The 26,549-nt window shown below is 60.1% G+C and carries 31 protein-coding genes and 2 pseudogenes; 17 read left to right on the top strand and 16 right to left on the bottom strand.

Annotated features, from left to right (window positions below; genetic code table 11):
• Positions 1-341: 341 nt before the first annotated feature.
• Entirely contained in the window at positions 342-803 is a 462-nt protein-coding gene (locus NK667_RS07125) for a lysozyme inhibitor LprI family protein (RefSeq protein WP_054614181.1), read from the top strand.
• Between the two features lie 209 nt (positions 804-1,012).
• Here NK667_RS07125 and NK667_RS07120 read toward each other — a convergent pair whose 3' ends face one another.
• The 3 genes from NK667_RS07120 to NK667_RS07110 are packed head-to-tail and all read right to left on the bottom strand — an operon-like array spanning position 1,013 to position 2,397.
• Positions 1,013-1,678 (bottom strand): DUF72 domain-containing protein, encoded by a 666-nt coding sequence (locus NK667_RS07120; RefSeq protein ID WP_054616215.1) that lies wholly within the window; start codon positions 1,676-1,678, stop codon positions 1,013-1,015.
• 53 nt (positions 1,679-1,731) lie between these two features.
• Complete coding sequence (locus tag NK667_RS07115) at positions 1,732-2,163, bottom strand: hypothetical protein (RefSeq protein ID WP_054614180.1); 432 nt, start codon at positions 2,161-2,163, stop codon at positions 1,732-1,734.
• Between the two features lie 12 nt (positions 2,164-2,175).
• The gene (locus tag NK667_RS07110; protein ID WP_054614179.1) at positions 2,176-2,397 is read right to left on the bottom strand and encodes a hypothetical protein; all 222 of its coding nucleotides are present in this window, start codon (positions 2,395-2,397) and stop codon (positions 2,176-2,178) included.
• Between the two features lie 181 nt (positions 2,398-2,578).
• On the opposite strand from NK667_RS07110, the gene NK667_RS07105 reads away from it, so the two are divergent.
• The gene (locus NK667_RS07105; protein WP_054614178.1) at positions 2,579-3,010 is read left to right on the top strand and encodes a nuclear transport factor 2 family protein; all 432 of its coding nucleotides are present in this window, start codon (positions 2,579-2,581) and stop codon (positions 3,008-3,010) included.
• A gap of 126 nt (positions 3,011-3,136) precedes the next feature.
• On the opposite strand, the gene NK667_RS07100 is transcribed toward NK667_RS07105, so the two are convergent.
• The 3 genes and pseudogenes from NK667_RS07100 to NK667_RS32790 form a co-directional block, all read right to left on the bottom strand.
• Positions 3,137-3,802, bottom strand: a complete 666-nt coding sequence (locus NK667_RS07100) for a polysaccharide lyase family 7 protein (protein ID WP_054055232.1) — start codon at positions 3,800-3,802, stop codon at positions 3,137-3,139.
• A gap of 66 nt (positions 3,803-3,868) precedes the next feature.
• Entirely contained in the window at positions 3,869-4,594 is a 726-nt protein-coding gene (locus NK667_RS32795; protein WP_413786150.1) for a methyl-accepting chemotaxis protein, read from the bottom strand.
• A 132-nt stretch (positions 4,595-4,726) separates the two neighbouring features.
• Positions 4,727-5,482, bottom strand: a pseudogene (locus NK667_RS32790) (HAMP domain-containing protein); the annotation flags it as partial.
• Between the two features lie 223 nt (positions 5,483-5,705).
• On the opposite strand from NK667_RS32790, the gene NK667_RS07090 reads away from it, so the two are divergent.
• The 3 genes from NK667_RS07090 (at position 5,706) to NK667_RS07080 (ending at position 7,034) form a co-directional block, all read left to right on the top strand.
• Positions 5,706-6,020 (top strand): DUF2388 domain-containing protein, encoded by a 315-nt coding sequence (locus NK667_RS07090; RefSeq protein WP_054614177.1) that lies wholly within the window; start codon positions 5,706-5,708, stop codon positions 6,018-6,020.
• A gap of 112 nt (positions 6,021-6,132) precedes the next feature.
• A complete protein-coding gene (locus tag NK667_RS07085) occupies positions 6,133-6,534 on the top strand; it encodes a hypothetical protein (protein WP_054055226.1) in 402 nt (133 codons plus the stop codon).
• Positions 6,535-6,755: 221 nt separating this feature from the next.
• On the top strand, positions 6,756-7,034 hold the full coding sequence (locus NK667_RS07080; protein WP_054055218.1) for a DUF3303 domain-containing protein: 279 nt from the start codon (positions 6,756-6,758) through the stop codon (positions 7,032-7,034).
• Between the two features lie 39 nt (positions 7,035-7,073).
• Here the strand turns inward: NK667_RS07080 and NK667_RS07075 are convergent, their stop codons facing one another.
• A complete protein-coding gene (locus NK667_RS07075) occupies positions 7,074-8,135 on the bottom strand; it encodes a hypothetical protein (protein ID WP_054614176.1) in 1,062 nt (353 codons plus the stop codon).
• A gap of 173 nt (positions 8,136-8,308) precedes the next feature.
• On the opposite strand from NK667_RS07075, the gene NK667_RS07070 reads away from it, so the two are divergent.
• Entirely contained in the window at positions 8,309-8,983 is a 675-nt protein-coding gene (locus NK667_RS07070; protein WP_054616214.1) for a DUF3313 domain-containing protein, read from the top strand.
• A 33-nt stretch (positions 8,984-9,016) separates the two neighbouring features.
• Here the strand turns inward: NK667_RS07070 and NK667_RS07065 are convergent, their stop codons facing one another.
• Complete coding sequence (locus tag NK667_RS07065; RefSeq protein WP_054616597.1) at positions 9,017-9,988, bottom strand: IS110 family RNA-guided transposase; 972 nt, start codon at positions 9,986-9,988, stop codon at positions 9,017-9,019.
• Positions 9,989-10,515: 527 nt separating this feature from the next.
• Positions 10,516-11,241 carry a tellurite resistance TerB family protein gene (locus NK667_RS07060; protein WP_054614175.1) on the bottom strand — a complete coding sequence of 242 codons (726 nt, stop codon included), beginning with the start codon at positions 11,239-11,241 and terminating at the stop codon, positions 10,516-10,518.
• A gap of 176 nt (positions 11,242-11,417) precedes the next feature.
• Between NK667_RS07060 and NK667_RS07055 the strand changes: the two genes are divergently transcribed.
• From NK667_RS07055 to NK667_RS07040, 4 genes are all read left to right on the top strand, one after another.
• Positions 11,418-11,783, top strand: coding sequence for a VOC family protein (locus tag NK667_RS07055; RefSeq protein ID WP_054614174.1), 366 nt, complete (start codon positions 11,418-11,420; stop codon positions 11,781-11,783).
• A 348-nt stretch (positions 11,784-12,131) separates the two neighbouring features.
• Positions 12,132-12,854: a phosphatidylcholine synthase gene (pcsA, locus tag NK667_RS07050; protein WP_054055209.1), complete on the top strand. Its 723-nt coding sequence runs from the start codon at positions 12,132-12,134 to the stop codon at positions 12,852-12,854.
• Positions 12,855-12,860: 6 nt separating this feature from the next.
• The gene (locus NK667_RS07045; protein WP_054614173.1) at positions 12,861-13,247 is read left to right on the top strand and encodes a DUF488 domain-containing protein; all 387 of its coding nucleotides are present in this window, start codon (positions 12,861-12,863) and stop codon (positions 13,245-13,247) included.
• A gap of 163 nt (positions 13,248-13,410) precedes the next feature.
• Entirely contained in the window at positions 13,411-13,869 is a 459-nt protein-coding gene (locus NK667_RS07040) for a GNAT family N-acetyltransferase (protein ID WP_054614172.1), read from the top strand.
• Between the two features lie 37 nt (positions 13,870-13,906).
• On the opposite strand, the gene NK667_RS07035 is transcribed toward NK667_RS07040, so the two are convergent.
• The gene (locus NK667_RS07035; protein WP_054614171.1) at positions 13,907-14,506 is read right to left on the bottom strand and encodes a SagB/ThcOx family dehydrogenase; all 600 of its coding nucleotides are present in this window, start codon (positions 14,504-14,506) and stop codon (positions 13,907-13,909) included.
• Between the two features lie 158 nt (positions 14,507-14,664).
• On the opposite strand from NK667_RS07035, the pseudogene NK667_RS07030 reads away from it, so the two are divergent.
• Positions 14,665-15,096 (top strand): annotated as a pseudogene (locus tag NK667_RS07030) (GNAT family acetyltransferase); the annotation flags it as partial.
• A 190-nt stretch (positions 15,097-15,286) separates the two neighbouring features.
• On the opposite strand, the gene NK667_RS07020 reads toward NK667_RS07030, so the two are convergent.
• Both NK667_RS07020 and NK667_RS07015 read right to left on the bottom strand, forming a co-directional pair.
• Entirely contained in the window at positions 15,287-16,099 is an 813-nt protein-coding gene (locus NK667_RS07020) for a class I SAM-dependent methyltransferase (RefSeq protein WP_054614169.1), read from the bottom strand.
• A gap of 33 nt (positions 16,100-16,132) precedes the next feature.
• Complete coding sequence (locus NK667_RS07015; protein WP_054614168.1) at positions 16,133-16,423, bottom strand: DUF4242 domain-containing protein; 291 nt, start codon at positions 16,421-16,423, stop codon at positions 16,133-16,135.
• A 180-nt stretch (positions 16,424-16,603) separates the two neighbouring features.
• Between NK667_RS07015 and NK667_RS07010 the strand changes: the two genes are divergently transcribed.
• Positions 16,604-17,593: an AraC family transcriptional regulator gene (locus tag NK667_RS07010; protein WP_054614167.1), complete on the top strand. Its 990-nt coding sequence runs from the start codon at positions 16,604-16,606 to the stop codon at positions 17,591-17,593.
• 40 nt (positions 17,594-17,633) lie between these two features.
• A complete protein-coding gene (locus NK667_RS07005; RefSeq protein WP_054614166.1) occupies positions 17,634-18,092 on the top strand; it encodes a GNAT family N-acetyltransferase in 459 nt (152 codons plus the stop codon).
• A gap of 18 nt (positions 18,093-18,110) precedes the next feature.
• Here NK667_RS07005 and NK667_RS07000 read toward each other — a convergent pair whose 3' ends face one another.
• The 3 genes from NK667_RS07000 to NK667_RS06990 all read right to left on the bottom strand — a co-directional run bounded on the left by NK667_RS07000 (position 18,111) and on the right by NK667_RS06990 (position 20,052).
• Positions 18,111-19,322 (bottom strand): cytochrome c biogenesis protein DipZ, encoded by a 1,212-nt coding sequence (locus NK667_RS07000; protein ID WP_054614165.1) that lies wholly within the window; start codon positions 19,320-19,322, stop codon positions 18,111-18,113.
• A gap of 172 nt (positions 19,323-19,494) precedes the next feature.
• Positions 19,495-19,749, bottom strand: a complete 255-nt coding sequence (locus NK667_RS06995) for a hypothetical protein (protein WP_054055188.1) — start codon at positions 19,747-19,749, stop codon at positions 19,495-19,497.
• Between the two features lie 39 nt (positions 19,750-19,788).
• A complete protein-coding gene (locus NK667_RS06990; protein ID WP_054055186.1) occupies positions 19,789-20,052 on the bottom strand; it encodes a DUF2790 domain-containing protein in 264 nt (87 codons plus the stop codon).
• Positions 20,053-20,349: 297 nt separating this feature from the next.
• Here NK667_RS06990 and NK667_RS06985 point away from each other — a divergent pair, with 297 nt between their 5' ends.
• The 4 genes from NK667_RS06985 to NK667_RS06970 all read left to right on the top strand — a co-directional run bounded on the left by NK667_RS06985 (position 20,350) and on the right by NK667_RS06970 (position 25,223).
• The gene (locus NK667_RS06985) at positions 20,350-21,090 is read left to right on the top strand and encodes a response regulator (protein WP_054055184.1); all 741 of its coding nucleotides are present in this window, start codon (positions 20,350-20,352) and stop codon (positions 21,088-21,090) included.
• Complete coding sequence (locus NK667_RS06980) at positions 21,087-22,391, top strand: ATP-binding protein (RefSeq protein ID WP_054614164.1); 1,305 nt, start codon at positions 21,087-21,089, stop codon at positions 22,389-22,391. Before NK667_RS06985 ends, NK667_RS06980 begins: the two co-directional genes overlap by 4 nt.
• Positions 22,392-22,867: 476 nt before the next feature.
• Positions 22,868-23,728, top strand: coding sequence for a CAP domain-containing protein (locus tag NK667_RS06975; protein ID WP_054614163.1), 861 nt, complete (start codon positions 22,868-22,870; stop codon positions 23,726-23,728).
• A gap of 184 nt (positions 23,729-23,912) precedes the next feature.
• A complete protein-coding gene (locus NK667_RS06970) occupies positions 23,913-25,223 on the top strand; it encodes an MFS transporter (RefSeq protein WP_236708618.1) in 1,311 nt (436 codons plus the stop codon).
• A 135-nt stretch (positions 25,224-25,358) separates the two neighbouring features.
• Here the strand turns inward: NK667_RS06970 and NK667_RS06965 are convergent, their stop codons facing one another.
• Positions 25,359-26,399, bottom strand: a complete 1,041-nt coding sequence (locus NK667_RS06965) for an ABC transporter substrate-binding protein (protein ID WP_054614161.1) — start codon at positions 26,397-26,399, stop codon at positions 25,359-25,361.
• Between the last annotated feature and the right edge of the window lie 150 nt (positions 26,400-26,549).

The following is a 26,549-nucleotide window of genomic DNA, read 5'->3' as shown; positions in this document are numbered from 1 at the left end:
GGGGCGAAGAATATCACGACATGGCAAACCCGCGCGTCTGTTCGCGACTTGGTGGTCCGGGTTTGGGGCTGAGGGCTGTTGGATTTGCGGTGTCTGGGCGGGCCTCTTCGCGAGCAAGCCCGCTCCCACTGGGGAGTTGTGTACACAGCAGATTCAGGTGGGTCTGGGTTGGCGCCTTCGCGTGCAGGCTCGCTCCCACATGGGAATACGATCAACTGTGGGAGCGGGCTTGCTCGCGAAGGGGCCAGCACAAGCATCCAGAAACCTTAAGTTCAGCCTCTCGCCAAGCCTCGCACCAGACCGTTAAAGTGGCGCCCTCCTACACCTGAGAACGATGAACCATGGATGGACTTCTCCCCCTGGACGCCCACGCTGAGCGAATTACGATTGCCCGTAACAGACAACATCCCCTATACCGCTCATTTATTCTCGTACCAGCCTTGTTGCTCGCGCTCAGCACAACCGCACAAGCCAGCAGCACCTGCGCCACTGCCGCCACGGAAGGCCAGATGTTCGATTGCCTGCAGCGACAGCTCAAAGCCTCAGACCACGCATTGAATACGGCCTACAAAACCTTAATTGCGCGGTACAAAGACAATGGCTCTGCTCCGAACCAACCCTCTCAGGATTTGATGCTGAAAAAGGCTCAACTGGCCTGGATTGCCTTAAGAGATGCCAGTTGCGAATTCGAGACGTATGAATCGATTGGCGGCAGTGGCTTTGGCACGATCCATACGGCCTGCCTGCTGGAGCAGACGCAAAAGCGGGTCGAGTATTTGAATGGGTTTGTTGGTTCGCCTTGAATAAATGGTGTCAGGGCTGACGCCTTCGCGAGCAGGCTCGCTCCCACAGGGGATTTGTGGGGGTCGTGATTTCGGGTGAGTCTGGGCGGACGCCTTCGCGAGCAAGCCCGCTCCCACAGGGGATTTGTGGGTGTCGCTGATTTCGGGTGAGTCTGGGCTGACGCCTTCGCGAGCAAGCTCGCGAAGAGGCCAGCACAAGCACCCTCAAACTAAGGCCCTGAAAGCCCCAGCAAACTCAGCGCATTCCCCAAAGCAAACCCGCTCGCGGTGTTATCGAAGATGCACCAAGTCTCGGCTCCCGCCTGCGCCGACAGTTGAATCTTCTCCGCCAGTGCCTGCAATCGACCCATGTCGTAGTCACTGTAATAAATCCGCGGCGAACCATGCAGCCGCCAATAACGCACCCCGGACCATCCGCCCGGCGTGGTGCCACCGGTGATCGTCGATGGATCAGCCGCGACTCGCCCGATCCGGTGCTCGATCAGTAAACCGCTGGCTGCGCGCCAAGTTTCATGGCGAGGTTCCAGCACGGCGGAACCGAGATAACGTTGGCGCAGGATGCGGAAAAACTCGGCGGCCACCGCTGCGTTATAGGCCAGCGACGGCGGCAATTGAATCAACAAACAGCCCAACTTGTCCCCCAATTGCAGGCATTGGGACAGGAACTCGTCGAGCAACGCTTCGCAGTTCTGCAAGCGCTGAACATGGGTGATGAGCTTGGGCATCTTCACCGAAAACCGAAACGCCGGCGGCACTGATTGCGCCCAACGAAAATAGGTCTGGGGCTGATGCGGGCGGTAGAACGAGCTGTTGATTTCCACCGCCGTCAGTTGCGCCGCATAGCGTTGCAAATGCGTGCCGGAGTCGGGAAACATCGCCGCATATTCCCGTGGCACGCTCCAGCCGGCGGTGCCGATGTAGAGCGGTTTCAATAGAGCACCGCCGCCGCATCGCGCATAAAGATTTCGATGGTTTTCGGTCCGACGCCTTCGAACTCGCCGAGGCGTTTTTCGAAGGCCTGGCGGTCTTCACTGGCGCTGTGGATGTGGCCGATTTTGCCGGCGTATTCGTCACTGAGCTTTTTGCCCAAGTGGCGCAAGCGCTCGGCAGTTGTTTCGTCGTAGCGCACGTAATGCGCTTCACCAAGCATCATCACCAACTCACGATGTGTACACGCCGCCAATTTGCGCGCGGTGTCACGCGTGTGCTTTTCAACGATCACGCGATAAGCCTGCGCGGCGATGTCTGCCTGGATACGCTTGCCCATCAAAAAACTCGCCACAAACCATTTGAACAAGGCGCTTTCATCAGCGCTTTTCAGTTCAATGCCCAGATCCCGGGCACTAATCGATTTGCTCATGGCTCACCCCTCCTAGGTTCCACCACCGACGCCTTGAATCGAATTGGCAAAGGCAACCCCTGCCTCGCGCACCAGCACGCGCCACTCGGCGGCGTTGATCAACCCGGTGCGTTCCATCTCATCGGCGGCTTTTAGCAGTTCGTCGTAGTGCTCCTCGCTGTCCATGCGGATTTCGGGGTGTCGCAGCAGTTTGTACCAGGTGGCCAAGGCTTCCCGTTTCGCTTCGTCGTTCATGGTCAGGCTTCCTCGGGTTGTTTCCCCTTGGAAGCACCGAGCTGAAGGCCCGTTCCTCGCGCCCGACAAATGGCGATAAGACCCCGAAACACGCTATGCCTTATCCGCAAAATATCTGCTAAGTTGTACGACGACTGACGAATTCATCAGTCTCGACCACCCACAACAACAAGGAAATACCATGCAAAAAGCTAAATTAGTGATCGGTTTTCTGTGCCTGTTCAGCGGCTATGTAGCCGCCGCTCCCGCAACCGCCGAGAAAGACGTGGCCCAAGCGGTCGATCACCTGACCCAAGCCATGCTGCACAAGGACATTCCCGAACTGCAAAAGCTTACGGCCGAGAAGCTGAGCTATGGGCATTCCAGCGGCAAGGTCCAGGACAAGAAAGAATTTATTGCCGATATCGAAACCGGCAAAAGCGCATTCAAGACCCTCGAAATGCAGAAGCAGACCATCACCCTGCTGGGCGATACGGCGTTGGTGCGCAACCACTTCTCGGCGCAGGCGCTCAATGGCACGGAAGTGGTGCCGACCGAGATCGAGAACTTTCAGATTTGGCAGAAACAGGGTGGCAAGTGGCTGTTGATTGGGCGTCAGGCTTTCCGTATCTGACTGTAGGTTAATGGTTGTCTGATCTAAAGCCTTCGCGAGCAAGCCCGCTCCCACCTTTGGAATGCGTTCCTCCTGTGGGAGCGGGCTTGCTCGCGAAGAGGCCAGACCAGACACCTCATTTTTCCCTCAGGGCCGGGTATGCGCCACATCCAGCTGACTGAACGTCACCTGCCCTCCTTCATTTTTATAGCCCGCATTGTCCAGCGCATACACCCCGGCCTTGAAGTACAGCTGCTTGTTCTTCCAGCTCGAACTGATTTGCTTGCCCCAGCTGTAACCCTGGGAACTGACATTCAGATAACCGGCCGAACTGAAGCGAACTTCGTAAGAGAACGGCTTGCCCAGCGCAATGTCCCGGGCAATCACGATGGTGATGTCCTCACTGCCCGGTTTTAGCCGATAGTTGGCAATCACGTTGCCTTTCTTCGTGGCGGCGTCGTACTGGTATTCGACTTTCAGCAACGGGCCTTTAGCTTGGTAGATATGGATTTGCCCAATCACGATCCTGCCCGTCGAAGGCACTTGATTGACCTTCAACACGGCTTTGAGTCGGTGATCGGCTTCGGGATAAGTCCAGTTGCGCAGCGTCCCGTCGCTCAGGGTTTCGCGCAGTTCGCTGCGGGGGAATTCGGACTTTGAGGTGCTGGAGCCGGTAACCGGCGCCCAGAAAAAAAGGTTATCGCCGGAGCGAAAATATGAATCGGTATAGCCATCCACCAATCGCGGCGTATCGATGACTTTGGCAGGCGTCCCGACAGGGATCGTCAGGTTCCAGGTGGCCAGATCAATCATTACAACTCTCCTTGGGGGCGATCGGACCCTACAGCACTTAAGCCCGATGGCCCACAAGGAAAGTTTTTAAAGCCTGAAGCGATCCACCGACTGCGACAACTGCCCCGCCAGCGACGACAACTCATCCGTGGTCGACGCCGTGCGTCCGATCACCTTGCTGTTGTCCTCGGACATGCCGGCAATCATTTCCACCTGATGGGCGATTTCGTTGCTGGCCAGGCTCTGTTCGCCGATGGTGCGACTGATGTCGTTGACCAGTTGCGTGGTGTTCAGCGTGGCTTCGAGGATTTCACGAATGGCGCGCTCGACATCGGCGGTCACCGCCATGCCTTTGTCGACCTGGGCCACGCCGGCCTCCATGCTGGTCACGGCTTCGCGGGTGCTTTGCTGGATGCGCGCGACCATCGCGGCAATTTCCTGGGTCGAGGCGCTGGTACGCCCGGCCAGGCTGCGGACTTCGTCGGCCACCACGGCAAAACCACGGCCCTGCTCACCGGCGCGTGCGGCCTCGATCGCCGCGTTGAGCGCCAGCAGGTTGGTCTGGTCGGCGATGCCCTTGATCACCTGGATGATGCTGAAAATCCCCTCGGATTCCTTGTCCAGCGTGCGAATCACTTGGGCCGACTGTTGTGCCGAACGAGCGATGCCGTCCATGTCGTTAACCACCTGATGGATCACCCGGCCGCCATCCTTGGCCAGTTCTTCAGCCTGGTTGGCCATGTTCAGCGCACGGTCGGCGTGGCGGGTGATTTCCTCGATGCTGGCGGTCATTTCGCTGGCAGCGGCGGCCATGGTGCTGGCGGCGACGCTTTGCTGCTGGCTGCTGCCGGCGACTTCGTGGCAGCCGTTGCTCAATTGCTGGCTCATGCCGCTGACGCCATGGGCGTTGCTGCGCACTACTTCGATCATGCCGCGCAGATCGCGTTGCATGGTCGCCAGGGTGCGGATCAAGGTGCTGGCTTCGTCGTGGCCGGTCGGCTCGATGATCGTTTCACTCAGGTTGCCGTGGGCGATGCTATCAGCGATGCGGCTGGCCGAGCGCAATGGGCCGAGGATGCTCAGGATCACCCAGCGGCCCTGGGCCAGCAGGAGCAACAGGCTGGCAACGAGGACGCTGCCGAGGGCGATGTTGGCGTGGCTGATCGCTTGCTGAGTGGCTTGGCTGGCCTGTTGGGTGTTGGTTTCGATAAGCTCGCTCAGCGACGACATATCGCCTTCCAACTGAGTGAACACGGTGTTGAACGAGCCCAACTGCTGCTGCGCCGCGTCCGGATTTTCCAGCGCCAGCCCGACAATGCGTTCGGCGGTGCCGATGTAGGTGTCGAGGCTCGGCTTGACCTTGTTCAGGCCCGCCATGATGGTGTCGTTGACCGGCAGCTTGAGGTTCTCCCCGACCACCTCGCGAAAACGCGCCGCATGTTCCTCGATGGAGCTGCGCACCTCGGCCTTGGTACTGGTGCTTTTGCCCAGCCCGACCAGCATCGCCGACAACACGTCGGCACGCAGGGCGTCGTGCATCATGTCGGCTTCAAGGTGATTACGCAGCGCCGCCATGCTGACCTCGCTGTCGTTGACGGCCTGGGCCATCTGGGTATTTCCCACATAACTGACCAGGCTCATGATCAACGCAGTGAGCAGGCCAGTCCCCATCAAGAGAAGTAAACGCAGTTTTATGGACACTTGTAGTTCCCCTGGTGGACGCAGCGAAAGGCAGCTCTGAAGAGGTTATCGACCCCATCCTGTGGTTATTTAAGCCTATTTCCATCCGAGCGTTGGTTTAAGACCAGCGGCGCAACCGCCCATTACGGGGGTTATGCGCACAGCATTGAACTCCTGAGCCTCGCCGCACCTCCTAAGTAATGTGTTACTTCCTTTTCGCTTTACGCTGTTGGAGGACGACGCCATGCGCCGCATGCTACTCATTACTTCTCTGATATTGTGCCTGCCCATCGGATCAGCCCTGGCCGTAAGCGGCAAGGATGTCGCGACCTCGGCAGGGGTTTCCGCTTCGCTGTATTCCACCTTCAAAGATCACAAAATGGTGATTCCGGCCAGGGATGACGTGTCTGCATTTGTCGCCAGTAACGGCGCGATTCGCGGGGTCTACATGGAGGCGGTGTTGCAGCAGATCCGCCAGGACAACCCTGGACTTAACGCCACCGACGAAGAACTGGCCAACGCTATCCTTGCTCAGTACGAAGGGCCAGCGACTCACTAAACACCTACGTTTATCCGCGTGAATATCAAGGGCAGGCTCGAATCGATGCCTGCCCTTGGGCCGCGCGCAAACGCTATGGGCAAAACCGCTCATGGGCCTCTATGATTGGCCCATGACGACCTCGGCCCCAATCCGCTCTCCCTGCCCTCCCGGCGCCTGCATCTGCGGGCGCGACCCGTTGCTGGAAACACCCGGCGCGGACGTGCGCATCCTGTTCCTGACCCGCCAGGAAGAAAAACGCCTGCTGGATCGTCTGGAAAACCTGCAAAGCCTGGCCGACCTTGAACGCCTGCAAGTGCGGATGTTTGACCAATTGGGCATTCGCCTGGAGCTGGTGCCGAGCTTCAACGAAGTACGCACCATGCGCGGTATCGGCATTCAGATCGAGGAACTGCCCGGCCTGTGCCGCAAGACCCGCGCCGCCATCCCCGCCGCGATTCGTCGCAGCCTGGAAAAGCGTCCGGAGATCGCCTACGAGCTGCTCAACGCCAACGACTTGTTGCGCGACGCCTGAGTGTTTCACCCGCGTATCACTGGCCTGGATATTCGCTCTTAACCCATCGAAACAAGATCAGCGGTCGTACGCCGGGAGCGCGCCGCTGCTATGCCTGATCGTGGGAGCAATGGTTTGTAGCCAGCCTGGACGGCCCTGCAAACACACGCGTGAACCCGGCCCCGGCGCCAGCCAGGTGCGCAATCCGCAAACAGGTGCCAATCCGTGACAGGAGGTGGCAGATGTTATTCATCGTCAGTTGGACCATCAGTCCGCAGAACCGAAACGCCGCAATCGAACGATTCCTCAAGACCGGAGGCGCCCCGCCCGCTGGCGTGAAAATGCTCGGGCGCTGGCATGCGATCGGCGCTTCCAGTGGTTTTGGCATCGCCGACGCCAGTGACCCGGTCGCCATCCAGACATGGGTGCTGGAGTGGAATGACCTGATGAACATGGAAGTCCATGCGGCGCTGACAGACGAGCAAATGGCGCCACTGTTGGCGGGGACGCTAGGCAAGTAACGTCATTGAAGCGGCGAGCCTGGCTCGCCGCTCTGGGCATCAACGCTTCCAGCACTCCGAATAACGCTCACACACCTTGTACTGCCGATCCATCTGCGCCATCCGGTCAAGGTGGTGGTTGATGGTCTCTACCAGCACATTTTTCTGGGCCTCAAAGTAGAACAGCGTCATCGCTTTGTATTGCTCAAATGCTGCTTTGTTGACGGGCTTGGCCGATTTGTCTTCAGGCTTTGCCCAGGCTTCCAGTTGCTGATCGTCCAGGCGTTGCAGGCGCAGGCGATACTCGTCGGTGTAACGCTTGAAGGTCTGGGCTTTGTTTTGGGCCGCTTCATCGTCGAAGGCGATCAGGTTCTGGCGATACAGTGCCCAATAATCATCCGGCAAGGTAAAACCGAGTTTGCCTTGGCGCTCGGCAAGCAATTTGTCGAGCTGTTCGGGAGTCGAGCGATCGCTGTTGTCCTTGGCCGGGTCAGGCTTCATTGCCGGGTTCGTTGAGTCGTCGATGATTTGGTTGATCAGGGTTACGCGATGGGGCGTGTCAGGCAACGGATCCGGCAATTTCACAAATAATGGACTGCGGCCTATACAGGCGGGCAGCCCCTTGCGCTCGATCGGCACAGGCGTGCGTACGTCCTTGCCATCAACCCGCGTGACGCGCTGCAACAATGTGCGGCATTGTCCCGGTCTGGCGTCGAACGTCAGTTCGTATTCCGCATTACGCTCAGGGGTGAGGTTGAACGTTGTACCGCACACCGAAAAAGTACTCAGGGTGTTGACGCGCAGGTAGGCATCCTGTTCAGGCTTGAGCTTGATTTCAAGATAACCCCTGGCATCGGCGGGCGGTGCAGAGCTCATACCTGCCCGGCGAGAGGTGTCGCCCAAGAACAGATTGTTAAGGATGCCTGTCGTCAACCCGTCACAGTGGGCGCCGTCAAAGTAATCGAGGGTGGCGTTTTCTGTGTTGGCGACAAAGCGCAGTTTGGCTGCATCCGGTTCAGTGGCGTCGGGATAAGTGCCGTTGACGCTGCAGCCGCTGAGCAGCGCGGACACGAACGTTACGATGGCGACGGCGCGAGTGAAGTTGAAGGGAAACATCGACATGAATCGTCCTTGAAGTGTTTGGCACAAAGGGAGGCGCGAAATGCTACTGAATGGCCATCATGCTGTCCATCCTGGCAAACCGCTTGTCAGTAAGTGTCCGCACCTATGCTCCGGCGTTTTTGAACTACCGTTATCAAAAAAATAACGATTACCCCCACGGAGCATCCACCACCATGAAACTGTCCCGAAACGTGTTGATCGGCGCCGCACTGGCCAGCCTGCTGCTGGGCGGTTGTACTTCGAAAGTCACCGAGCGGGAGCAGTACTCCGGCTTCCTGCCCAACTACAACAACCTCCAGGAAGTGACCACCCCCAGTGGCGAGAAAGCCATGCGCTGGGTCAGCCCGTCGTGGAACCCCAACGCCTACGACACCGTCGCCTTCATGAAGCTGGAACTGTATCCGAAGCCAAAGCCCAACGAACGGGTCGACCAGCGCACACTGGAAGAATTGCAGACCTACATGACCAACAGCGCCAAAGGTGTGCTCGGCCAGAAATACCGCGTCGTGCCGAGCGCCAAAAAGGCTCCGGCGGGCTCGAAAACATTGGTCGTGCGGGCGGCGATCACTGGTGTCACCGCGTCCAACGAGGGCATGCAATGGTATGAAGTGGTGCCGGTCGCGGCCGTGGTTGGCGGGGTCAGCGCAGCGTCCGGCCATCGCAGCCAGGACACTACGCTGTTCCTTGAAGCGGAACTGGTGGATGCCAGCAATAACCAGATCATGGCCAAAGTGGTGCGCAAGGTGTTTGGCGAACAGCTGAAGAACTCGAGCGAGAAGATCACTACCAATGACTTCAAAGCGGCGATCAGCAAATTGACGGCGGATTTGCAGGCGTTTATTCGGTAGATCTCGCTTCCACCGTAGATACCGTCTTGAACCTCACCGGGCAAGCGCAAGTTTCGGGTCATAAGGCTGGCCCGACTTGAGCACGCCGTAAACGAAGTGCAGCAGCTTGCGCATTGCTGCACAGATGATCTGCTTGGGGGCCTTGCCGTTGGCCTTCAAGCGATCCTTCATCGCCATGATCGCCTTGTTATGCTGCAGCGCCACCAGGCCAGGCATGTAAAGGCCTGCCCGCACGCGCGCTGAGCCGATTTTCGAGATCACGGTGCGGCCTTTGAGCAGTCCCGAGTCCTGTAGCTTGGGGTTCAACCCTGCCGCAGCGACCAACTTGCGAGGATCGTCATATTTGCGCAGGTCGCCCAGCTCAGCCAGCAGCCGCTCAAGCGTTTTCTGCCCGATACCGTCGATGGTCACGATCAAGTCGCGCATCTCGCGCATATCCGGGTCGTCATCGATGTGTTTTTTGATCGCTTTGTGCGTTTGCGCGATCTCTTTTTCGATATGACGCAGCACGGAGTTGATTGAGCCTTTGACCTTTTCGTCAGACACCTCCAGACGATTGAGCTCCATTCGTTCCATTTCCTGAAGGTCATCCAGGCGGCGAACCAAGGCTTTCAGCTGGCGATACTTCAGAGGCTCCGGCGCCCACAGCTGAAGCTTTTCAGCCTTTTCCCGGGCGAAGTCAGCGATCAGCTTGGCGTCGCTTTTATCGGTTTTGATCCGGCGCAATTCGCTGCCGGCGTAGGCATGGGTCGTGGCCGGATTGACCACACAGACCCGGTAACCCTTGTTGTAGACAAACTCAGCGAGTTCCAGGTGATAGACACTGGTGGCTTCCATCACGATTAGCGCTGAAGGTTCGACCTGCTTTTGCAACCAGGCTTCAAACTCGTTGAAACCCTTGGCGTCGTTAGCCAGTTTGGCTTTGGTTTTGTGCTTGCCGTTTGGCAGATGTGTAGCGATATCAAAGGTGTTTTTAGCAACATCAACGCCGACGAAACTGGACATGACCGTCTCCCCAATTAGATCCCTTGCGATCATCACTGCACTCTGTCCAACCTTGTGAATGCGGGCTCTCGCCAGAGACGGGCCCAAGATACCGTTCGAACTGTACGAGTGAGTGTGGAGGGCTGGAGCACAATCTACGTCACAGGCAAAAAGCCTAAGGAGCTGCACGGCTTCCAGGTCCCTCCCTCGATGATCAGTCGAGAACTATCGCTCCTGACGGAGCGATAGTCGAGATACAAGGAGCTGCCGAAGGCTGCGATCTTTTGATCTTCGGCGGCTTTTACATCGAACAGATCAAAAGCAAGATCAAAAGATCGCAGCCTTCGGCAGCTCCTACCGGGGTGCTCGTAGACGCGAAGGCGGTGTGTCAGCCAACTTCAATATTGAATGTGCCGGCTTCTTCGCGGGCAAGCCCGGCTCCCACAGGGGATTGAGGTTGTACGCAAGATCCGCATCCACCGCCGATCTACTGTGGGAGCGGGCTTGCTCGCGAAGGCGGCAGTACAAACGATGCATCAATTCCAGCGCTACACCGCCCCACCCTTCGCCTGCTGCTCCAGATGCACCTGTAACTGCGGATCGATATTCAGCGCAGCCGCCAGTTCATCCAGGTAATTGCGCTCGGCGTCTTGCTGATCGTCCACCACCATCACGCTGGCCAGGTACATTTCCGCAGCGATGGCCGGGTCGGTGGCGGATTTCGCCACATCGGCGGGGTCCAGCGGGCGGGCGACTTCTTCGTCGAGCCATTGCTGCAATTGCGGGTCGTCGGTGTGGCGGCCGATTTCGGTGCTGATCATCTGTTTCTCGCTGTCATCGATCCGCCCGTCAGCCTTGGCAGCGGCGATCAAGGCGCGCAGCACCGCGTGGCTGTGGTCTTCGACTTCCGGGCCGGACAGCAAATCCACGGTGCGAGGGGCTTGTTGCGGGGCCGAGGCCTGGTTGCGCTGCCAGGCTTGATAGGCTTGGAATGCCATCATCCCGAGGGAGGCCAGCGCCGCATAGTTGGTGCCGCCGGAAGATCGAGTCCGGGTCGAGCCGCCCAGCGCAGAGCCGCCGCCCAGCAAGCCACCGAGCAAAACACCCAACCCGCCACCTCCCGCGCCAGACCCAGCGCCACCGCCCAACAGGCCACCGAGCAATCCTCCGAGACCGCCCAAGCCTCCCTGCGATGGCGAAGCGCCGCCGCCCTGTTGCGTCATCGAGCCCTGGCCGGCCCGCAGAAGTTGTTCGAGCAAATCGCTAGTGTTCATGTGGACGTCCTCATCAATAGACGCTGTTCAATAAGCTTGACGCAGTCAGGCAACAATAGTCCCCGCCGGCAATTGCGCCAGCACCGTTTGGCTGACGTGAACGGCTGCAACACGCTCCTGACAGAAACTGACAGTGCCAGCTTTTATGCTGCACCGACTTACCACGGAGCAGTCCCATGATCACGCCTCGCTATCTGTTGCTTTTCGTCGAAAATCCCGCCGTCAGCGCCCGGTTCTATGAATTTCTGCTGGGACTGAAACCCGTGGAAGAATCCCCGACGTTCGCGCTGTTTGTACTGGAAGACGGCTATAAACTGGGCCTCTGGTCGCGACACACCGCTGAACCGGCGGTAGGGATGACCGGCGGCGGCATGGAGCTCGCGTTTCCGGTGGAGTCCGCTGAAGAGATCGACGCGCTGTTCAGCCAATGGTCGAGCCTGGGCTTGAGCATCCTGCAAACGCCCACCGAGCTGGATTTTGGTCGCACGTTCGTCGCGCTTGACCCCGATGAGCATCGGCTGCGAGTGTTCTTCCCTCGCTGAACCGCCCATGATCAAAGGACTGACATCAATCCTGTGGCGAGGGAGCTTGCTCCCGCCGGGCTGCGAAGCGGCCCCAAAGTTTCTGCGAACAGGCAGAGATTTTGTGAGTGCTGCGCACTCAAGCGGGAGCAAGCTCCCTCGCCACAAGTGCCACCATGATTTGCGACCATTACTGGCTGGGAGCCATGCAAATTTCTCCGAAGTAATTTCTTACGGGACAGCTAAGATTCATAGATGGTGAACCTTAACCCCGGTTTCCCGGTCGATACCTGCAACCCGACCCGGTTTGCCGACGCCCCCAATAGAAGGGTGCTGACTGGCCTGCTTCACATTTTGGAGAACCCTCCCGTGATATCGACCCTACACATCGCCAGGCTCAAAGCATGGGGCGCCCATGGTTTTACTGCCACTGGCGTGGTCACTGCCTTCCTGGCCACCCTCGCGCTGCTGGAGAATCAGGCCACTCATTGCTTGCTGTGGCTGGGCGTGGCCCTGATCGTCGATGGCCTGGACGGTGCACTGGCGCGCAAGGTCAATGTGCAATCGGTGCTGCCGAGTTTCGACGGCTCGATCCTCGATCTGGTCATCGATTACCTGACCTACGTGTTCATCCCGGCGCTGTTCATCTACCGCTACATCCCGTTGCCGGACTACACGCTGCTGCTGACCGTGTCGCTGATCCTGGTCTCGTCGCTGTTCTGCTTCTGCAACGTCAACATGAAAAGCAAGGACAACTACTTCCAGGGCTTCCCCGCTGCCTGGAACGTCGTCGCGCTGTGCCTGTACATCATTAGTCCGTCGCCGTGGATCACACTGCTGACCGTGATTGGCCTGGCCCTGCTGACCGTGACCCGGATGAAATTCCTGCATCCGTTCCGCGTGCGCAAATTCATGCCGATCAACATCGCCGTGACCGCCATCTGGCTGCTGTGCAGCTTGTCGCTGGTGGTCAACCACCCGGTGATCAACCCGATGGTGATGGGGCTTTGGTTGCTGATGTCCGCCTACTTCCTGGGCATCTGCATCTGGCGTACCGCGATGGAATGGTTTGACGGCTCGCGACACAAGTAAACCGGCATGGCCATCCACATCGTGCGGCTGGGCTCACCGCGTGGGCCCGACGAAGGCCTGCGCCTGGGCACGGTGCGCCGCCCGCCTCGGGGCGTACCGAAAGCCGAGTTCGCCAGCCGTGATTTTTATGATGTCTGGCAGCCGCTGCTGTCCCCCAGCCCGGAACTGGTCGCCGAGGCGAAAGCAGCTGAAGATGCCAAGGCGTGGGACGCTTTCAAGCGCAAATTCAAGGCTGAAATGAATCACCCTGCGCCAAGCCATTTGTTGGATTTGTTGGCGGCGTTGTCCCATCAAACGTCGCTGGCGGTGGGGTGTTACTGCGAGGATGAGGCGCATTGTCACCGCTCGGTTTTGCGTGAATTGCTGCAAGCGCGGGGCGCCGAGATAATCTAACTCCCCTCCGAACACCGCAATTCCCCTGTGGGAGCGGGCTTGCTCGCGAAGACGGTGTGTCAGCCAACATCAGGCTCGACTGAACCACCGCTTTCGCGAGCAAGCCCGCTCCCACATTTGATTGCGCCAGACCGGGAGATTCGCCACAAAGGAATGTAGCCAAATGAACAATGAGATCCGACTCGCCAACCCGCAAGACGCAGCCGCCATCAGCCAGGTCATCATCCAGTCCCTGCGCCAATCCAACGCCCAAGACTATTCGGCCGAGATCATTGCTCAGGTAGAAACAAGCTTCTCTACCGAATCCATCCTTCTCTTGCTGAGCCAACGCCAAGTATTCGTGGCGACCCTTGACCATCAAGTTGTGGCCACCGCCAGCCTCGATCACGACATCATTCGCAGCGTGTTCGTCGCCCCCGATCATCAAGGAAGCGGAATCGGCCGACAGTTGATGACAACCCTGCAATCCGTCGCCCGCGACGCCAACATCAAAATCCTGCGCGTCCCCTCCTCCATCACCGCAGAAGGTTTTTACCTGAAGTTGGGTTTTCAAAAAATCCGCGATGAGTTCCACGGTGTCGAACGCACGATCATCATGGCGCAGCGTTTGAGCCCGGACTGAATTTAGAAGTACACCGCAGAACAACTCCGGGAGCGGATCAGTCTGCCGACCGACCCACGCAAAAAAGCGCCACCGGGTGACTGGATTCACCCAGTTTCAGCGCGCTTTTCATCGCGGCATCGTCGAAACCCATCACCACCACCGACCCCAGTCCCTCGGCCGTCACCGCCAGGTACATGTTTTGCGCGACCGCGCCCGCTTCAAAATCGATATAGCGCGCGCCCCGCAGTCCATCGGTTTGTTGTTCAGCAAAATGCTGGAGCGCCAATTCCCGGTTGCCGATAATCGCCACCACGACGGCGGCGTCCTCCAGCCAGGTTTCGTCGCCCAGTGCGGCCTCGTTCAGGACTCCGGCCTCAAGGTCCGGACCCGACAGCTTGAGCTGTGCCGACTCGGGGTCGAATGCGTAGAAGCCCGGTTGCAAACCTTCAACCCGACGAACAATGACGCCCAGCGTTAGCGGATACAGAGCATGGGCCGAGGGCGCGGCACGTTTTCCCTCTGCAGAGGTGCGGCCCTGTCCGGCAGACAGGATGTTAAGCAAGGTGCTCAATGGGACCGCTTCGTCGGTGTAGCGCCGAACGCTGCGTCGGCGGGCAAGCAGGTTCTGCAGCGTTGTTGCGGTTGAAGCGTCCATTGCGGGTGCGTCCTGATTTTTCAGAACTTCGATTAAAGCAGTTCATCCGGTATGTAGCTGTGTTGAGCCAGATTTATTTCGCCGAGTGGTCGAATGGACAGAACACAGCCCATGCCGATAGTGTCGGCCCCCTCACAGTGAAAGGATTCGTCATGTTCCCGATCGTTGATTACAACCACGAGCATCATCGCGCCGCTGTCATCGAACTCTGGGAAACCGCGTTCGGCTACGAGACCGCGCACAACACCTCAAGCCTGGTGATCGACAAGAAACTGGCTGTCGCTGATGGGTTGTTTTTTGTGGCGCTGGACGGCGAAGTGGTCGTGGGCACGGTGATGGCGGGATACGACGGCCATCGTGGCTGGCTGTATTCGGTGGCGGTGCATCCGGTGCAGCGCCGACAAGGCTTGGGCGCCAGGCTGGTTCGCCATGCCGAGCAGGCATTGACGGCTCGCGGGTGCATGAAGATCAATCTGCAGATTGTCAGCACCAATGAGCAAGTGAAGAGTTTTTATGAGTCGCTGGGTTATGGAGTGGAGCCACGAATCAGCATGGGGAAGAAGGTGAAAGTCAACATCCCCAGCGCCTGAAAGTCCGCCATCGCGAGCAAGCCCGCTCCCACAGGGGATTGGTGGATTACACAAAAATCCGCAACTGGCCCCGGACAACTGTGGGAGCGGGCTTGCTCGCGATGGCGGCGTGTCAGCCAACATCAATATCGACTGATCCACCGCCTTCGCGAGCAAGCCCGCTCCCACAGGGGATTGGTGTTGCCAGTCTTCAACGCCGGGTGATGACCACTTCCAGGTACTCGCTCGGTACCACCAGCGATCCTTCCCCTGCCCGGTTCGTCCTGTTCAGCAGCGCGGTGAAGTCTTTTTCCAGTGCTGCGGCTCCGTCCGCCGGCAGTGCCGCGAAGGCTTTGTGCACCGGCCCGTACCAGCTGCGGAAGGTGTCGATGAAGTGCGCGGCCGAGCGGTAGCGGAAGTTGAAGGTGCGGCGCGTGACCTGGGTCTGGAAGTCGTGTTCGTCGAAGTGCGTGTGCAACCAGGCTTCATTGCCCCAGTTCGACGGCGGTTGTGCCCCGGGTGGTGGCGGCAGGTGTTGGCCGAGGGTCTTGAACATCTGGCCGACAAAGCCTTCCGGCGTCCAGTTGGCAAGTCCGATGCGGCCACCGGGGCGGACCACCCGCGCCAGTTCCGCAGCGGCCTTGGCCTGATCCGGCGCGAACATCACGCCGAAGGTCGAGAGCACGGCGTCGTAACTGGCATCGTCAAATGGCAACGCTTCGGCGTCGGCCACCTGGAAAATCACCTCCAGCCGCTCGGCCCGGGCGCGGTCTTCGCCGCGTTCGAGCAACGCTGCCACATAGTCGGTGGAAGTGACTTTGCAGCCGCGACGGGCAGCGGCGAGCGTGACATTGCCATTGCCGGCGGCGACGTCCAGCACCAGTTCGTCGCAGCGCAGGTCGCAGGCTTCGGCCAGTTGCTCGCCGACGATCTGCAACGTGGTGCCGATCACGGCGTAGTCGCCACTGGCCCAAGCGACCATCTGACGGTTTTTCAGGGCAGTAAGATCAATGGGTGTACTCATGAGGTGTGGCTCCCTCGCGGGTTTGAACAGAAATCAGGCTCTGACGGACGACTCTTCCGCCGTGGTGGGATCTATGATGCCTCTGACCTGCGACACGCTGTTCGCCGGGAAACCGCCCTGCCTGGCATGTTCCCGGATGAGCTCTTCGTTCGGCGCGATGTACACGCAGTAGATCTTGTCGCCGGTGACGTAACTCTGCAGCCATTGCACCTCGGGGCCCAACTCGCGCAATACCCGGCAGGACTTTTGCGAAATGGCTTTCAGATCCCGATCCGACAGTGCTCCGGCGCCTGGGATTTCTCGCTCTATGACGAACTTCGGCATGGCAACCTCTCTTCTTCTTATCAGTACAAGGCCGGCAGTGACCCTGTGCTTCAACTATCGCGCCAGCGCGGGCCTGCGTCCTGCCCGATCGTCGGCCAACACTGTCCGATCGTCCGGAGGTTTCACGCCGCGCGACAACCGGCTCACAATCAAGCGACTCGCCCAAAATGAGCAATCACCATGGACGCCCTCTCCCAAACCCTGCGTGTGGTGCGCCTGATCGGCGCGATTTTCATCAATGCTAGGTTCACCGCGCCCTGGTGTTATCAGTCTCCCAGCGCCGACTCGGCCGCGCCGTTTCTGGAACCGGGCGCCGAGCGGGTGGTGATCTTTCACCTGGTCACCGAAGGCGAGTGTTACGTCGAACTCGGTGATGATCCGCCGCTGCTGCTGAATGCCGGTGATGTGGTGGTATTCCCCCAGGGCGATGCGCATCGCATGTGCTCTGAACCCGGACTTAAACCCGCCACTGGCGCACGTCTTGACGCGGTGCTGGCGCGGCGTCCACGACAGCTGAGTTATGGCGGTGGCGGAGCCGTCACGCGGCTGGTGTGCGGTTATCTGGCGTGCGATACGCGGCTGGCGGGAATGATGCTGACCGGGTTGCCGCCAGTGATCCGGGTCAATGTGCGCGGCTCGAATACCGGTATGTGGCTGGAATCTTCGGTGCGTTACGCACTGGCCGAGGCGCGCTCGCCAAGGCCGGGCGGCGAAGGCGTACTGGCGAAACTGGCCGAGGTGCTGTTCATCGAAGTGCTGCGCCTGTACATGAACGAACACGGCGAAGGTCGCACCGGTTGGCTGGCAGGCGTCAGCGACCGGATTGTCGGCGCCGCGCTGAATGCGCTGCACACCAAGCCCAGTCATTGCTGGACCCTGGAAGAACTGGCACGCACCGCCAGCACCTCAAGGTCGGTATTGGCCGAGCGCTTCCAGCAATTGGTCGGCAGCTCGCCGATGCAGTACCTGACCCAATGGCGGATGTTGCTGGCAGCCAACCTGTTACGCCGCAGCAACACTTCATTGGCGCGGATTGCCGAGGAAGTCGGTTACCAAACCGATACCGCGTTCAGCCGCGCGTTTCGCCGCGAGTTCGGTGCACCGCCAGCGGCGTGGCGACGCGGGCAAGCCGCCACGGGAAGCAAATCGGGGATTGCCTGCGCGCCCTGAAATCGGCTTTTATGTCCGCCCAACGTTGAAGGAATCGGACATGCCCCGCCTGGACTGGCTCGCCCATCACCCGCAGCACAGCGACACCTTCGCCGCGTGGATTCATCGGCAATTCCATTACGAATACGCCGAGCAACCGCTGGCCGACTGGCAACGGGAGTTCGCGGCCGGCCAAACCAATGACGACTGGAAATGCCTGATTGCGCTGGATGGCGATCACTTGTTGGGCGGCGCGGCACTCGCCAGGGCTGATCTGGCGCACCGACCGGACCTCGGTCCTTGGCTGGCCTGTGTATTCGTCAGCCCCGAAGCGCGGGGCAAGGGCCTGGCGGAACAGTTGATCGAGGGGATTTGCGATCACGCCAAAGCCAATGGTGTGGCGCGAATCTACCTGCATACCCAGGGCAAGCGCGACTACTACGCCAAGCGTGGCTGGACGCTGCTGGAAGGTTTTCGGGCGTGGGACAAAGAACAATGGCTCATGGTGCGAGACCTGTGAGCCATTGATGTCGAAGGGTCAGGCCGCGGGAGCTTTGGCCTCTTGCAGCAACTGCTGGATCATCTGTTCCTGGGTGTCGTAGCGACCTTCACCAAAGTGGGTGTAACGCACCTGCCCCTTGGCGTCGATCAGGTAGTGCGCTGGCCAGTACTGGTTGTCGAAGTTGCGCCAGATCGCGTAGTTGTTATCGATGGCCACCGGGTAAGTGATGCCGAGTTTTTTCACCTGATCCTTGACGTTGTCGATGATGCGTTCGAAGCCGTATTCAGGGGTGTGGACGCCGATCACCACCAAGCCGTCCTTCTCGTATTTCTTCGCCCAGTCCTTCACGTACGGCAAGGTGTGCTGGCAGTTGATGCAGTCGTAGGTCCAGAAATCCACCAGCACCACTTTGCCTTTCAGGGACTCGTTGGTCAGGGCCGTCGAGTTCAGCCATTCGACGGCGCCGTTGAGCGAAGGCATCGGGCCTTGGGCGTTGTCCATGGAAGTGTCGGCCTTGACCTTGCTGACGAAGTAATCGACCACTTTCGGCACGGTTTCCAACACACCTTTCTCGAGGCTGCTGACGCCTTCCGACGAGGTGCCGGCCAACAGTGTTTTGTCGGCGCCGGTGGAAATCACCGCAGCGGCGCCCAGCACTGCCACACCAGCAAACCGACGCAGCCAACCGGTGACCGGGATCGATGCTTTCAGGCGATTGACCAAGCCGCGACCGGCGAAGATCAAGGTGCCCAGGGACAACGCGCTGCCCAAACCATAGGCCACCAGCAGCAGGCTGGTTTGCGCGTTGGCGCCTTGCAGCATGGCGCCGGTGAGGATCACGCCGAGGATCGGCCCGGCGCACGGGGCCCAGAGCAGCCCGGTCGCGACGCCGATCATCAGCGAACTCAACGGGCCGGACATTTTACGGGTGTTGGGGTCGAGGCGATTGCCCAGCAGCACGAATGGACGCGCCAGCCAACCGCCGACTCGGGCGGAGATCAGCGACAGGGCAAACAGCACCATGACGATCAGCGCCACATGCCGACCAGTGTTGTTGGCCTGGACCACCCACTCGCTGCTGACCACGGCCAGGCTGGAGATCAGGGCGAAGGTCAGGACCATGCCGCCGAGGGTGAGCAGGATCGAAGAGCGGGTGCGCTCGACACCGGCGAACAGGAACGGCACGACCGGGAGGATGCAGGGGCTGAGGACGGTCAAAATGCCGCCGAGGAATGCGATGAGGAACATGGGATCACCTTGGAAAAATTGGATTGGGCGGCCACCACACATCCCCTGTGGGAGCGGGCTTGCTCGCGAAAGCGGTGTGTCTGACACATCGATGTTGAATGTGCCGCCGTCTTCGCGAGCAAGCCCGCTCCCACAGGGGATATGGGTGTGTTCACGGAATCGCGGCCCGGCATCAAGCCGTCTGGTTATCCAGCAACTGCCCTTGTGGCGTCCGGTCAGTGCCGCTCTCCGCCACCATCTGCCCCTGCGGCGTGCGGCTGGAACCATCCTCGGCCAGGAAAGCGTTGCTGTCCTTGTGCGCCACCGGCGTCAGTTGGAAGCACGTGGCACTGCCACAGCTATCCTGTTCAACCGCCGCATTGGCATGCGCAGCGGCGCCGGCAACGGAGAAGGCAATGGCGGTCAAATAGCGAGTCACGTTGATCATGGTGTTCTTCCTGTTTCAAATGGGGATTGGGATAAAGGCTCAGTTGCCTTCGTGGCAGTCATCGGAGAACTTGCTGTAGTCCAGGGCCTGGGTTTTGCCCTGGGAGTCCAGGTAAGTCAGCCGGGCATTCACAATCCCGCAGGAAGGACCGGTGTCCTCTTTCAGCGACACGACTTTCTGGATGTCCAAATGCGTGCCGTAGGTGTAGGTTTTCGGGGTGACATCGGCTTCGGCACGGGCCGACAACGTGCAGATATTCAGGGCGGCAAACAGGCAAGCGGCGTAGACGGCTTTGGTGTTCATGATGGTTCCCTCAAGGCTTCAATGATTGGTTGGGCCGAGGCGGGTTGGTTTGCCTCGATGGAACCCATTAGAAGCTCGGGAGGTATCCCGTCTGTGTCGGGAAAAGGCCTGAGTAAATCGTTACGTATCAAAGCCGCCGCCCGATACACAGCGATACAAATCCCCGGAAATTTCACGTTTTTGCGTCTGCGTGTATCCGTCGATACGCCAGATACACTGAAATACAAAGGGCGGCAGGCGAACGGGCAAAGGCTCGATAGACTGCGCAACATTCCCTATTGATAGAGGCTTGGCCCCATGGAACACGTCGATCACATTCTCATCGTGGACGATGACCGCGAGATTCGAGAGCTGGTAGGCAACTACTTGAAGAAGAATGGCCTGCGCACCACGGTCGTGGCGGATGGGCGGCAGATGCGCTCGTTCCTGGAGTCGACGCCGGTGGACCTGATCGTGCTCGACATCATGATGCCCGGCGACGATGGGCTGATGCTTTGCCGCGAGTTGCGTGCCGGTAAACACAAAGCCACGCCAGTGCTGATGCTCACCGCACGCAACGACGAAACCGACCGCATCATCGGCCTGGAAATGGGTGCCGACGATTACCTGGTCAAGCCGTTCGCCGCCCGTGAATTGCTGGCGCGGATCAACGCCGTGCTGCGCCGTACCCGCATGCTGCCGCCGAACCTGGTGGTCACCGAAAGTGGTCGTCTGCTGGCCTTCGGTCGCTGGCGCCTGGACACTTCGGCCCGGCACCTGCTCGACAGCGACGGCACCATGGTCGCCCTCAGCGGCGCGGAATACCGCTTGCTGCGGGTGTTTCTCGATCATCCGCAACGGGTGCTCAACCGCGATCAGTTGCTGAACCTGACCCAGGGCCGCGATGCCGATCTGTTCGACCGTTCCATCGATTTGCTGGTGAGCCGCTTGCGCCAACGCTTGCTCGACGATGCCCGCGAGCCAGCCTATATCAAGACCGTGCGCAGCGAAGGTTATGTGTTTTCCCTGCCGGTGGAAGTGATCGGGGCGTCGTCATGAACCTCTCGATGCGTTGGCCGCGCACCCTGGCGTCACGGCTGTCGCTGATCTTTCTGGTTGGCCTGATCCTCGCCCAGGCATTGTCCTTTGGCGCTCAGTACTACGAGCGTTACGAAAGTTCGAAAAACACCATGCTCGGCAATCTGGAAACCGATGTCTCGACGTCGATTGCCATTCTTGACCGCTTGCCGGCGGAAGAGCGTGCGGGTTGGCTGAAACAGCTGGAACGACGCAATTATCGCTATCTGCTGGACGAAGGTTCACCGGGTACGGCCATGCGCGATACGCCGATCGCCGTGACCTCGATCAAAGACGCCATCGGTATGGATTATCCGATGACCGTGACCGATATCCCGGGGCAGCAGAAACACTTTCAGGTGCACCTGAAACTGGCGGATGGCAGCCCGGTGACCATCGATGTGCGACCGGCGATGGTGCCGTTGTCGCCGTGGTTGCCGATTGTATTGTTGGGCCAATTGGCGCTGATGCTCGCCTGCACCTGGCTGGCCGTGCGCATCGCCATCCGCCCCCTCACCCGCCTCGCCGTGGCCGTGGAAACCCTCGACCCCAACACCCACGCGGTGCTGCTGGACGAAAAAGGCCCGACCGAAGTCGCCCATGCCGCCATGGCGTTCAACGCCATGCAGGCGCGGATCGCGGCGTATCTCAAGGAGCGCATGCAACTGCTGGCGGCGATTTCCCATGACCTGCAAACCCCGATCACCCGCATGAAACTGCGGGCGGAATTCATGGACGATTCCAGCGAGAAAGACAAACTGTGGAATGACCTCGGCGAGATGGAACACTTGGTACGCGAAGGCGTGGCGTATGCCCGCAGCGTGCATGGCGCGACCGAAGAGAGCCGGCGCACAGATGTGGATTCGTTTCTCGACAGCCTGGTGTTCGACTATCAGGACATGGGCAAAGACGTGCAACTGAGTGGCAAGACCGCCGCCGTCATCGACACCCGCCCCCACGCGTTGCGCCGGGTGCTGGTGAACCTCACGGACAACGCCCTGAAATTCGCCGGGGCTGCCGAGTTGCAGGTGGAAAAAAAGGCCGACGGCAGCTTGTCGGTGAAAGTCATGGACCGTGGACCGGGGATTGCCGAGGACGAACTTGCGCAAGTGATGGAGCCGTTCTACCGCGTGGAAAACTCACGCAACCGCAGCACCGGCGGCACCGGCCTGGGCTTGGCCATCGCCCAGCAACTGGCCCTGGCGATTGGCGGCTCGCTGACCCTGAGCAACCGCGAAGGCGGCGGCTTGTGCGCAGAACTGCGGTTGCCCGCGAGCAAATAAACCCCGCTGAACCCTGTGGGATCTGTGGGAATTGCCAACTTTGTACCCAACGCAGATCCCCTGTGGGAGCGGGCTTGCTCGCGAAGAGGCCGGCACATTCAAAATGAATGTCGACTGACACCCCGCCTTCGCGAGCAAGCCCGCTCCCACAGGGGATCTGCGGCAGGCACAACATTCCTGATCGACCCCGATCAACTGTAGGAGCGAGGCTTGCCCGCGAAGGGGCCATCACATTCAACACTTTTGTTGCCTGTCACTCCGCCTTCGCGAGCAAGCCCGCTCCCACAGGGGATCGGCGATGGGTAAATAATTGCGGATACCCCCCACCCAAAATTTGCCTTCCCCTCCCATGAACCAGATTTAAAACCCGCAGTCTTAGACCTGCCCTGAAATGCGCTCGTCCGCCCAAACGACTAGCGCTCCCTCGGCCCCATGGTCGTCAGTACCGTCTTCATCTCATCAGAGCCGTTCGCCTCATGCGCCAGATCGCCTTGTCTTTTCGCGTTGTTTCGCTCTGTTTTTTCCCGTTATTCCCCCTGTTCGCCACGCCCGCCCACGCCAGCGAGGAACGGCAGCTGGTGTCGGAGATCAACAATTACCGCGCCCACCCTCGGGGCTGTTCGATACGCCCGGTTCAGGGCTTGAAACCCTTGGTGCTGAAGTCGAATCTGGCGCTGCCGCTCGGTTATGGCGGGGCCTTGCGCGAGGGTTTGAAGCAGAACGGTTATCAAGCGGTGACCGTGCGCACGATCCGCCTGGTCGGCGCGCGGGATGCCGAGGACGCCTTCGATGAGTTGCAGGACAACTACTGCGGCGCGCTGCTCGATGCGCAGTACGCCGACATCGGCATCAGTCGCGCCCGCAGCGAATGGCAAATCGTGCTGGCGCGGCCGGTGCTCGACAATCAGGTCAGCGACACCCGATCAGCCAACAAAACGTTGCTGGCCGAAGTCAACGCAGCACGGGCAAAGTCGCGGATGTGTGGCGGCCGACGCTTCGCCGCCGCCCGGCCATTGAGCTGGAACGCCGCGTTGGGCGCCGCCGCGCAAGGTCACAGCAAGGACATGGCCTACGGCAACTACTTTGCGCATCAGGACCCCGACGGTGAAATGCCGGCGGACCGCGCCAGGGCGGCGGGTTTCCGTGGTCGGCAGATCGGCGAAAACATCGCCGCTGGCCAGAGTTCACCGAGCAAGGCGATGGCCGGATGGCTCGCCAGCCCCGGGCACTGCGCCAACCTGATGAACCCGATGTTCACCCAGGTCGGCGCAGCCTTCGCCACCGATGCACGCAGCGACGAGGGCGTGTACTGGACGATGCTGTTCGGCGCGAAGTAAGTCAGGCTCGCGAACCGTCCACGGATTTAGGTAGAGTGAGGCCCTTGCGCAACGCCTGCACACGGGGAATCAGCATGATCCGTCTTTCACTCCTTGCCTTGGGCGGTCGCAACGCATGACTCAGCCCGCCTCGCAGCTCCCGACCGCCGCACCCGGCAAACTCACCCCCCGTGAACTGCGCGGGCTGGTGGCGATTCTGGTGTCGATTGCCCTGGCGGTACTCGACACCGCCATCGCCAACACCGCGCTCCCGACTATTGCCGCAGACCTCAACGCCTCCCCCGCCGCCTCGGTGTGGATTATCAACGCCTACCAACTGGCGGCCGTGGCCACGCTGCTGCCGTTCGCCGCGCTGGGCGGTATCATCGGGCACCGCAAAGTGTTCCTCAGCGGCATCATCCTGTTCGTGGTGGCGTCGGGGTTGTGCGCGCTCGCGTGGTCGCTGCCGACCCTGACCGTGGCGCGCGTGCTCCAGGGCGTCGGGGCCAGTGCGATCATGAGCGTGAACGCCGCACTGATCGGTTTGATCTTCCCGCCGGAACGTATGGGCCGTGGCCTGGGGCTGAACGCGCTGGTGGTCGGCACCTGCTTCGCCGCCGGCCCGACCATCGCCTCGCTGGTGCTGTCGGTGGCCAATTGGCCCTGGCTGTTTGCGATCAACCTGCCCCTTGGGTTGTTTGCCCTGAGCTTCGCCTGGAGCTCCTTGCCGACCAGCCAGCCCAAAGCCGTCGTGTTTGACCGGCTGACCGCTGTGCTCAACGTCATCACTTTCGGTGCGTTGATTTTCGCGCTGAGTCAGGCCGCGCAACTGGGCTCGATGAGTAGTGTGGTGATCGCCCTGGCGGTGTTCCTGATCGCCGGAGCGCTGATGTTGCGCCGTGAAGCCGGGCATCCGGCACCGATGTTTCCTCTGGATTTGCTCAAGCGCCCGATGTTTGCCCTGTCGACGCTGACTGCGTTCTGCTCCTTCGCGACTCAAGGGTTGGCGTTCGTCTCGCTGCCCTTCTTCTTCGAAACCACCCTGGGCCGCGATCCGATCCAGACCGGTTTCCTGATGACCCCATGGTCCATCGTCGTGGCGCTGATCGCACCGATGGCCGGGCGTTTGTCCGATACCTATCCGCCGGGCCTGCTTGGCGGTATCGGCCTTGCGATTCTCAGCGCGGGGATGGTGTCCCTGGCGATCATGCCGGCAGATCTCAGTGCCACCGGGATCGTGATTCGCATGATCATCTGCGGGATTGGGTTCGGCTTCTTCCAGGCCCCGAACCAGAAAGCCCTGATGACCAGCGCCCCACGCGAACGCAGCAGCGGCGCCAGCGGCACCATCGCCATGGCCCGGCTGATCGGCCAGGCGACCGGCGCTGCATTGGTGGCGTTGAGCTTCGGCATGTCGGGCACCCACGGCCCGGTGCTGGCGCTGAGCATTGGTGCGGGCTTTGCGGCGGTGGGGAGTGTGGCGAGTGCGTTGCGGTTGGTGGCGCCCAAGGCATAACACCGACCTGTGGCGAGGGAGCTTGCTCCCGCTGGGCTGCGAAGCGGCCCCCAAAGAAGGGACTGCTGCGCACTCCAGCGGGAGCAAGCTCCCTCGCCACAAAAGCCCTCTCGCCACAGGTTTTTCAGTGTTTGCTTAACGAGCCGCCCACGCATTAAAGCGTTCTTCCAGCTCCTCGCCATGATCCACCCAGAACTCCGCATCCACCGCTCGGGCCTTGGCCATGTTGGCGTCGGCGGTCGGCAGTTGCTGCTGCACTTGCGGCGGCAAGAGTGCCAGCGCCTGGCGGTGAACCGGGCCGTAAGGGATGTTTTCCGAGAACACTTTCTGGGTCTGCGGCTGGCTGGCGAATGCGATGAAGCGCTCGGCCAGGGCCTTGTTCGGCGTGCCTTTGACCACGGCCCAGTATTCCGGGTCGTAGAGGCTTTGCGGCCAGACGATGCTCAGGTTCATGCCCTCTTTCTGTGCCGAGGCGATCCGGCCGTTGTAGGCGGCGCTCATCACCACGTCACCGGCAATCAGCCACTGCGCCGGTTGCGCGCCGGCCTCCCACCACTGGATGTTCGACTTGATCTTGTCGAGCTTGGCAAACGCGCGGCTCACACCCTCTGGGGTGTTCAGCACTTTGTAGAGTTGATCCGGCGCGACGCCATCGGCCAGGAGTGCAATTTCCAGGGTGTACTTGGCGCCTTTGCGCAGGCCGCGCTTGCCTGGGAAGTCGTTGACGTTCCAGAAATCCGCCCATGAGGATGGGGTCTTGGTCAGCTTGTTCTGGTCAAACGCCATGACCATCGACCAGACGTAAGTGGCCACGCCGCACTCGGTAAACGTCCCCGGCACGAACTGGCTCTGGTCGCCAAAACTGGCCGGGTCGAGTTTCTCGAACAAACCGGCATCACAACCGCGCAGCAGCTCCGGGCTTTCGACCTCGACCACGTCCCAACTGGTGTGACCGACATCGACCATCGCCTTGATTTTCGACAACTCGCCATTGTATTCACCGGCGACGATGCGCCCGGCGCCGCTGGCGTTGAAGGGTTGGAAGTAGGCTTTGTCCTGAGCCTGCTTGGTGACGCCGCCAAACGATATGACGGTCAGATCCTGAGGCGCGGCGAACACGCTGTTGCACAACAGGGCCAGGGTAAACGGGACACAGGTACGCAAAGATAAAGACATGGAACGCTCCCACAGCTGTTTTTTAAAATTAGGGTAAAGCCGGGCAGTGCTGGCCAGAGACCAATAACAGTTCCATCGTGACGGGCTCTTGGGCCGACATCGTTGTGTAACAGGCCTTAATCCGGGAAAGCCGAACCACGCGGGGTATGG

It is taken from the genome of Pseudomonas nunensis, from assembly GCF_024296925.1.
GTDB classification, from domain to species: Bacteria; Pseudomonadota; Gammaproteobacteria; order Pseudomonadales; family Pseudomonadaceae; genus Aquipseudomonas; species Aquipseudomonas nunensis.
The sequence above is the reverse complement of the archived record's forward strand: the minus strand, read 5'-3'. Positions and strand labels throughout refer to the sequence as shown.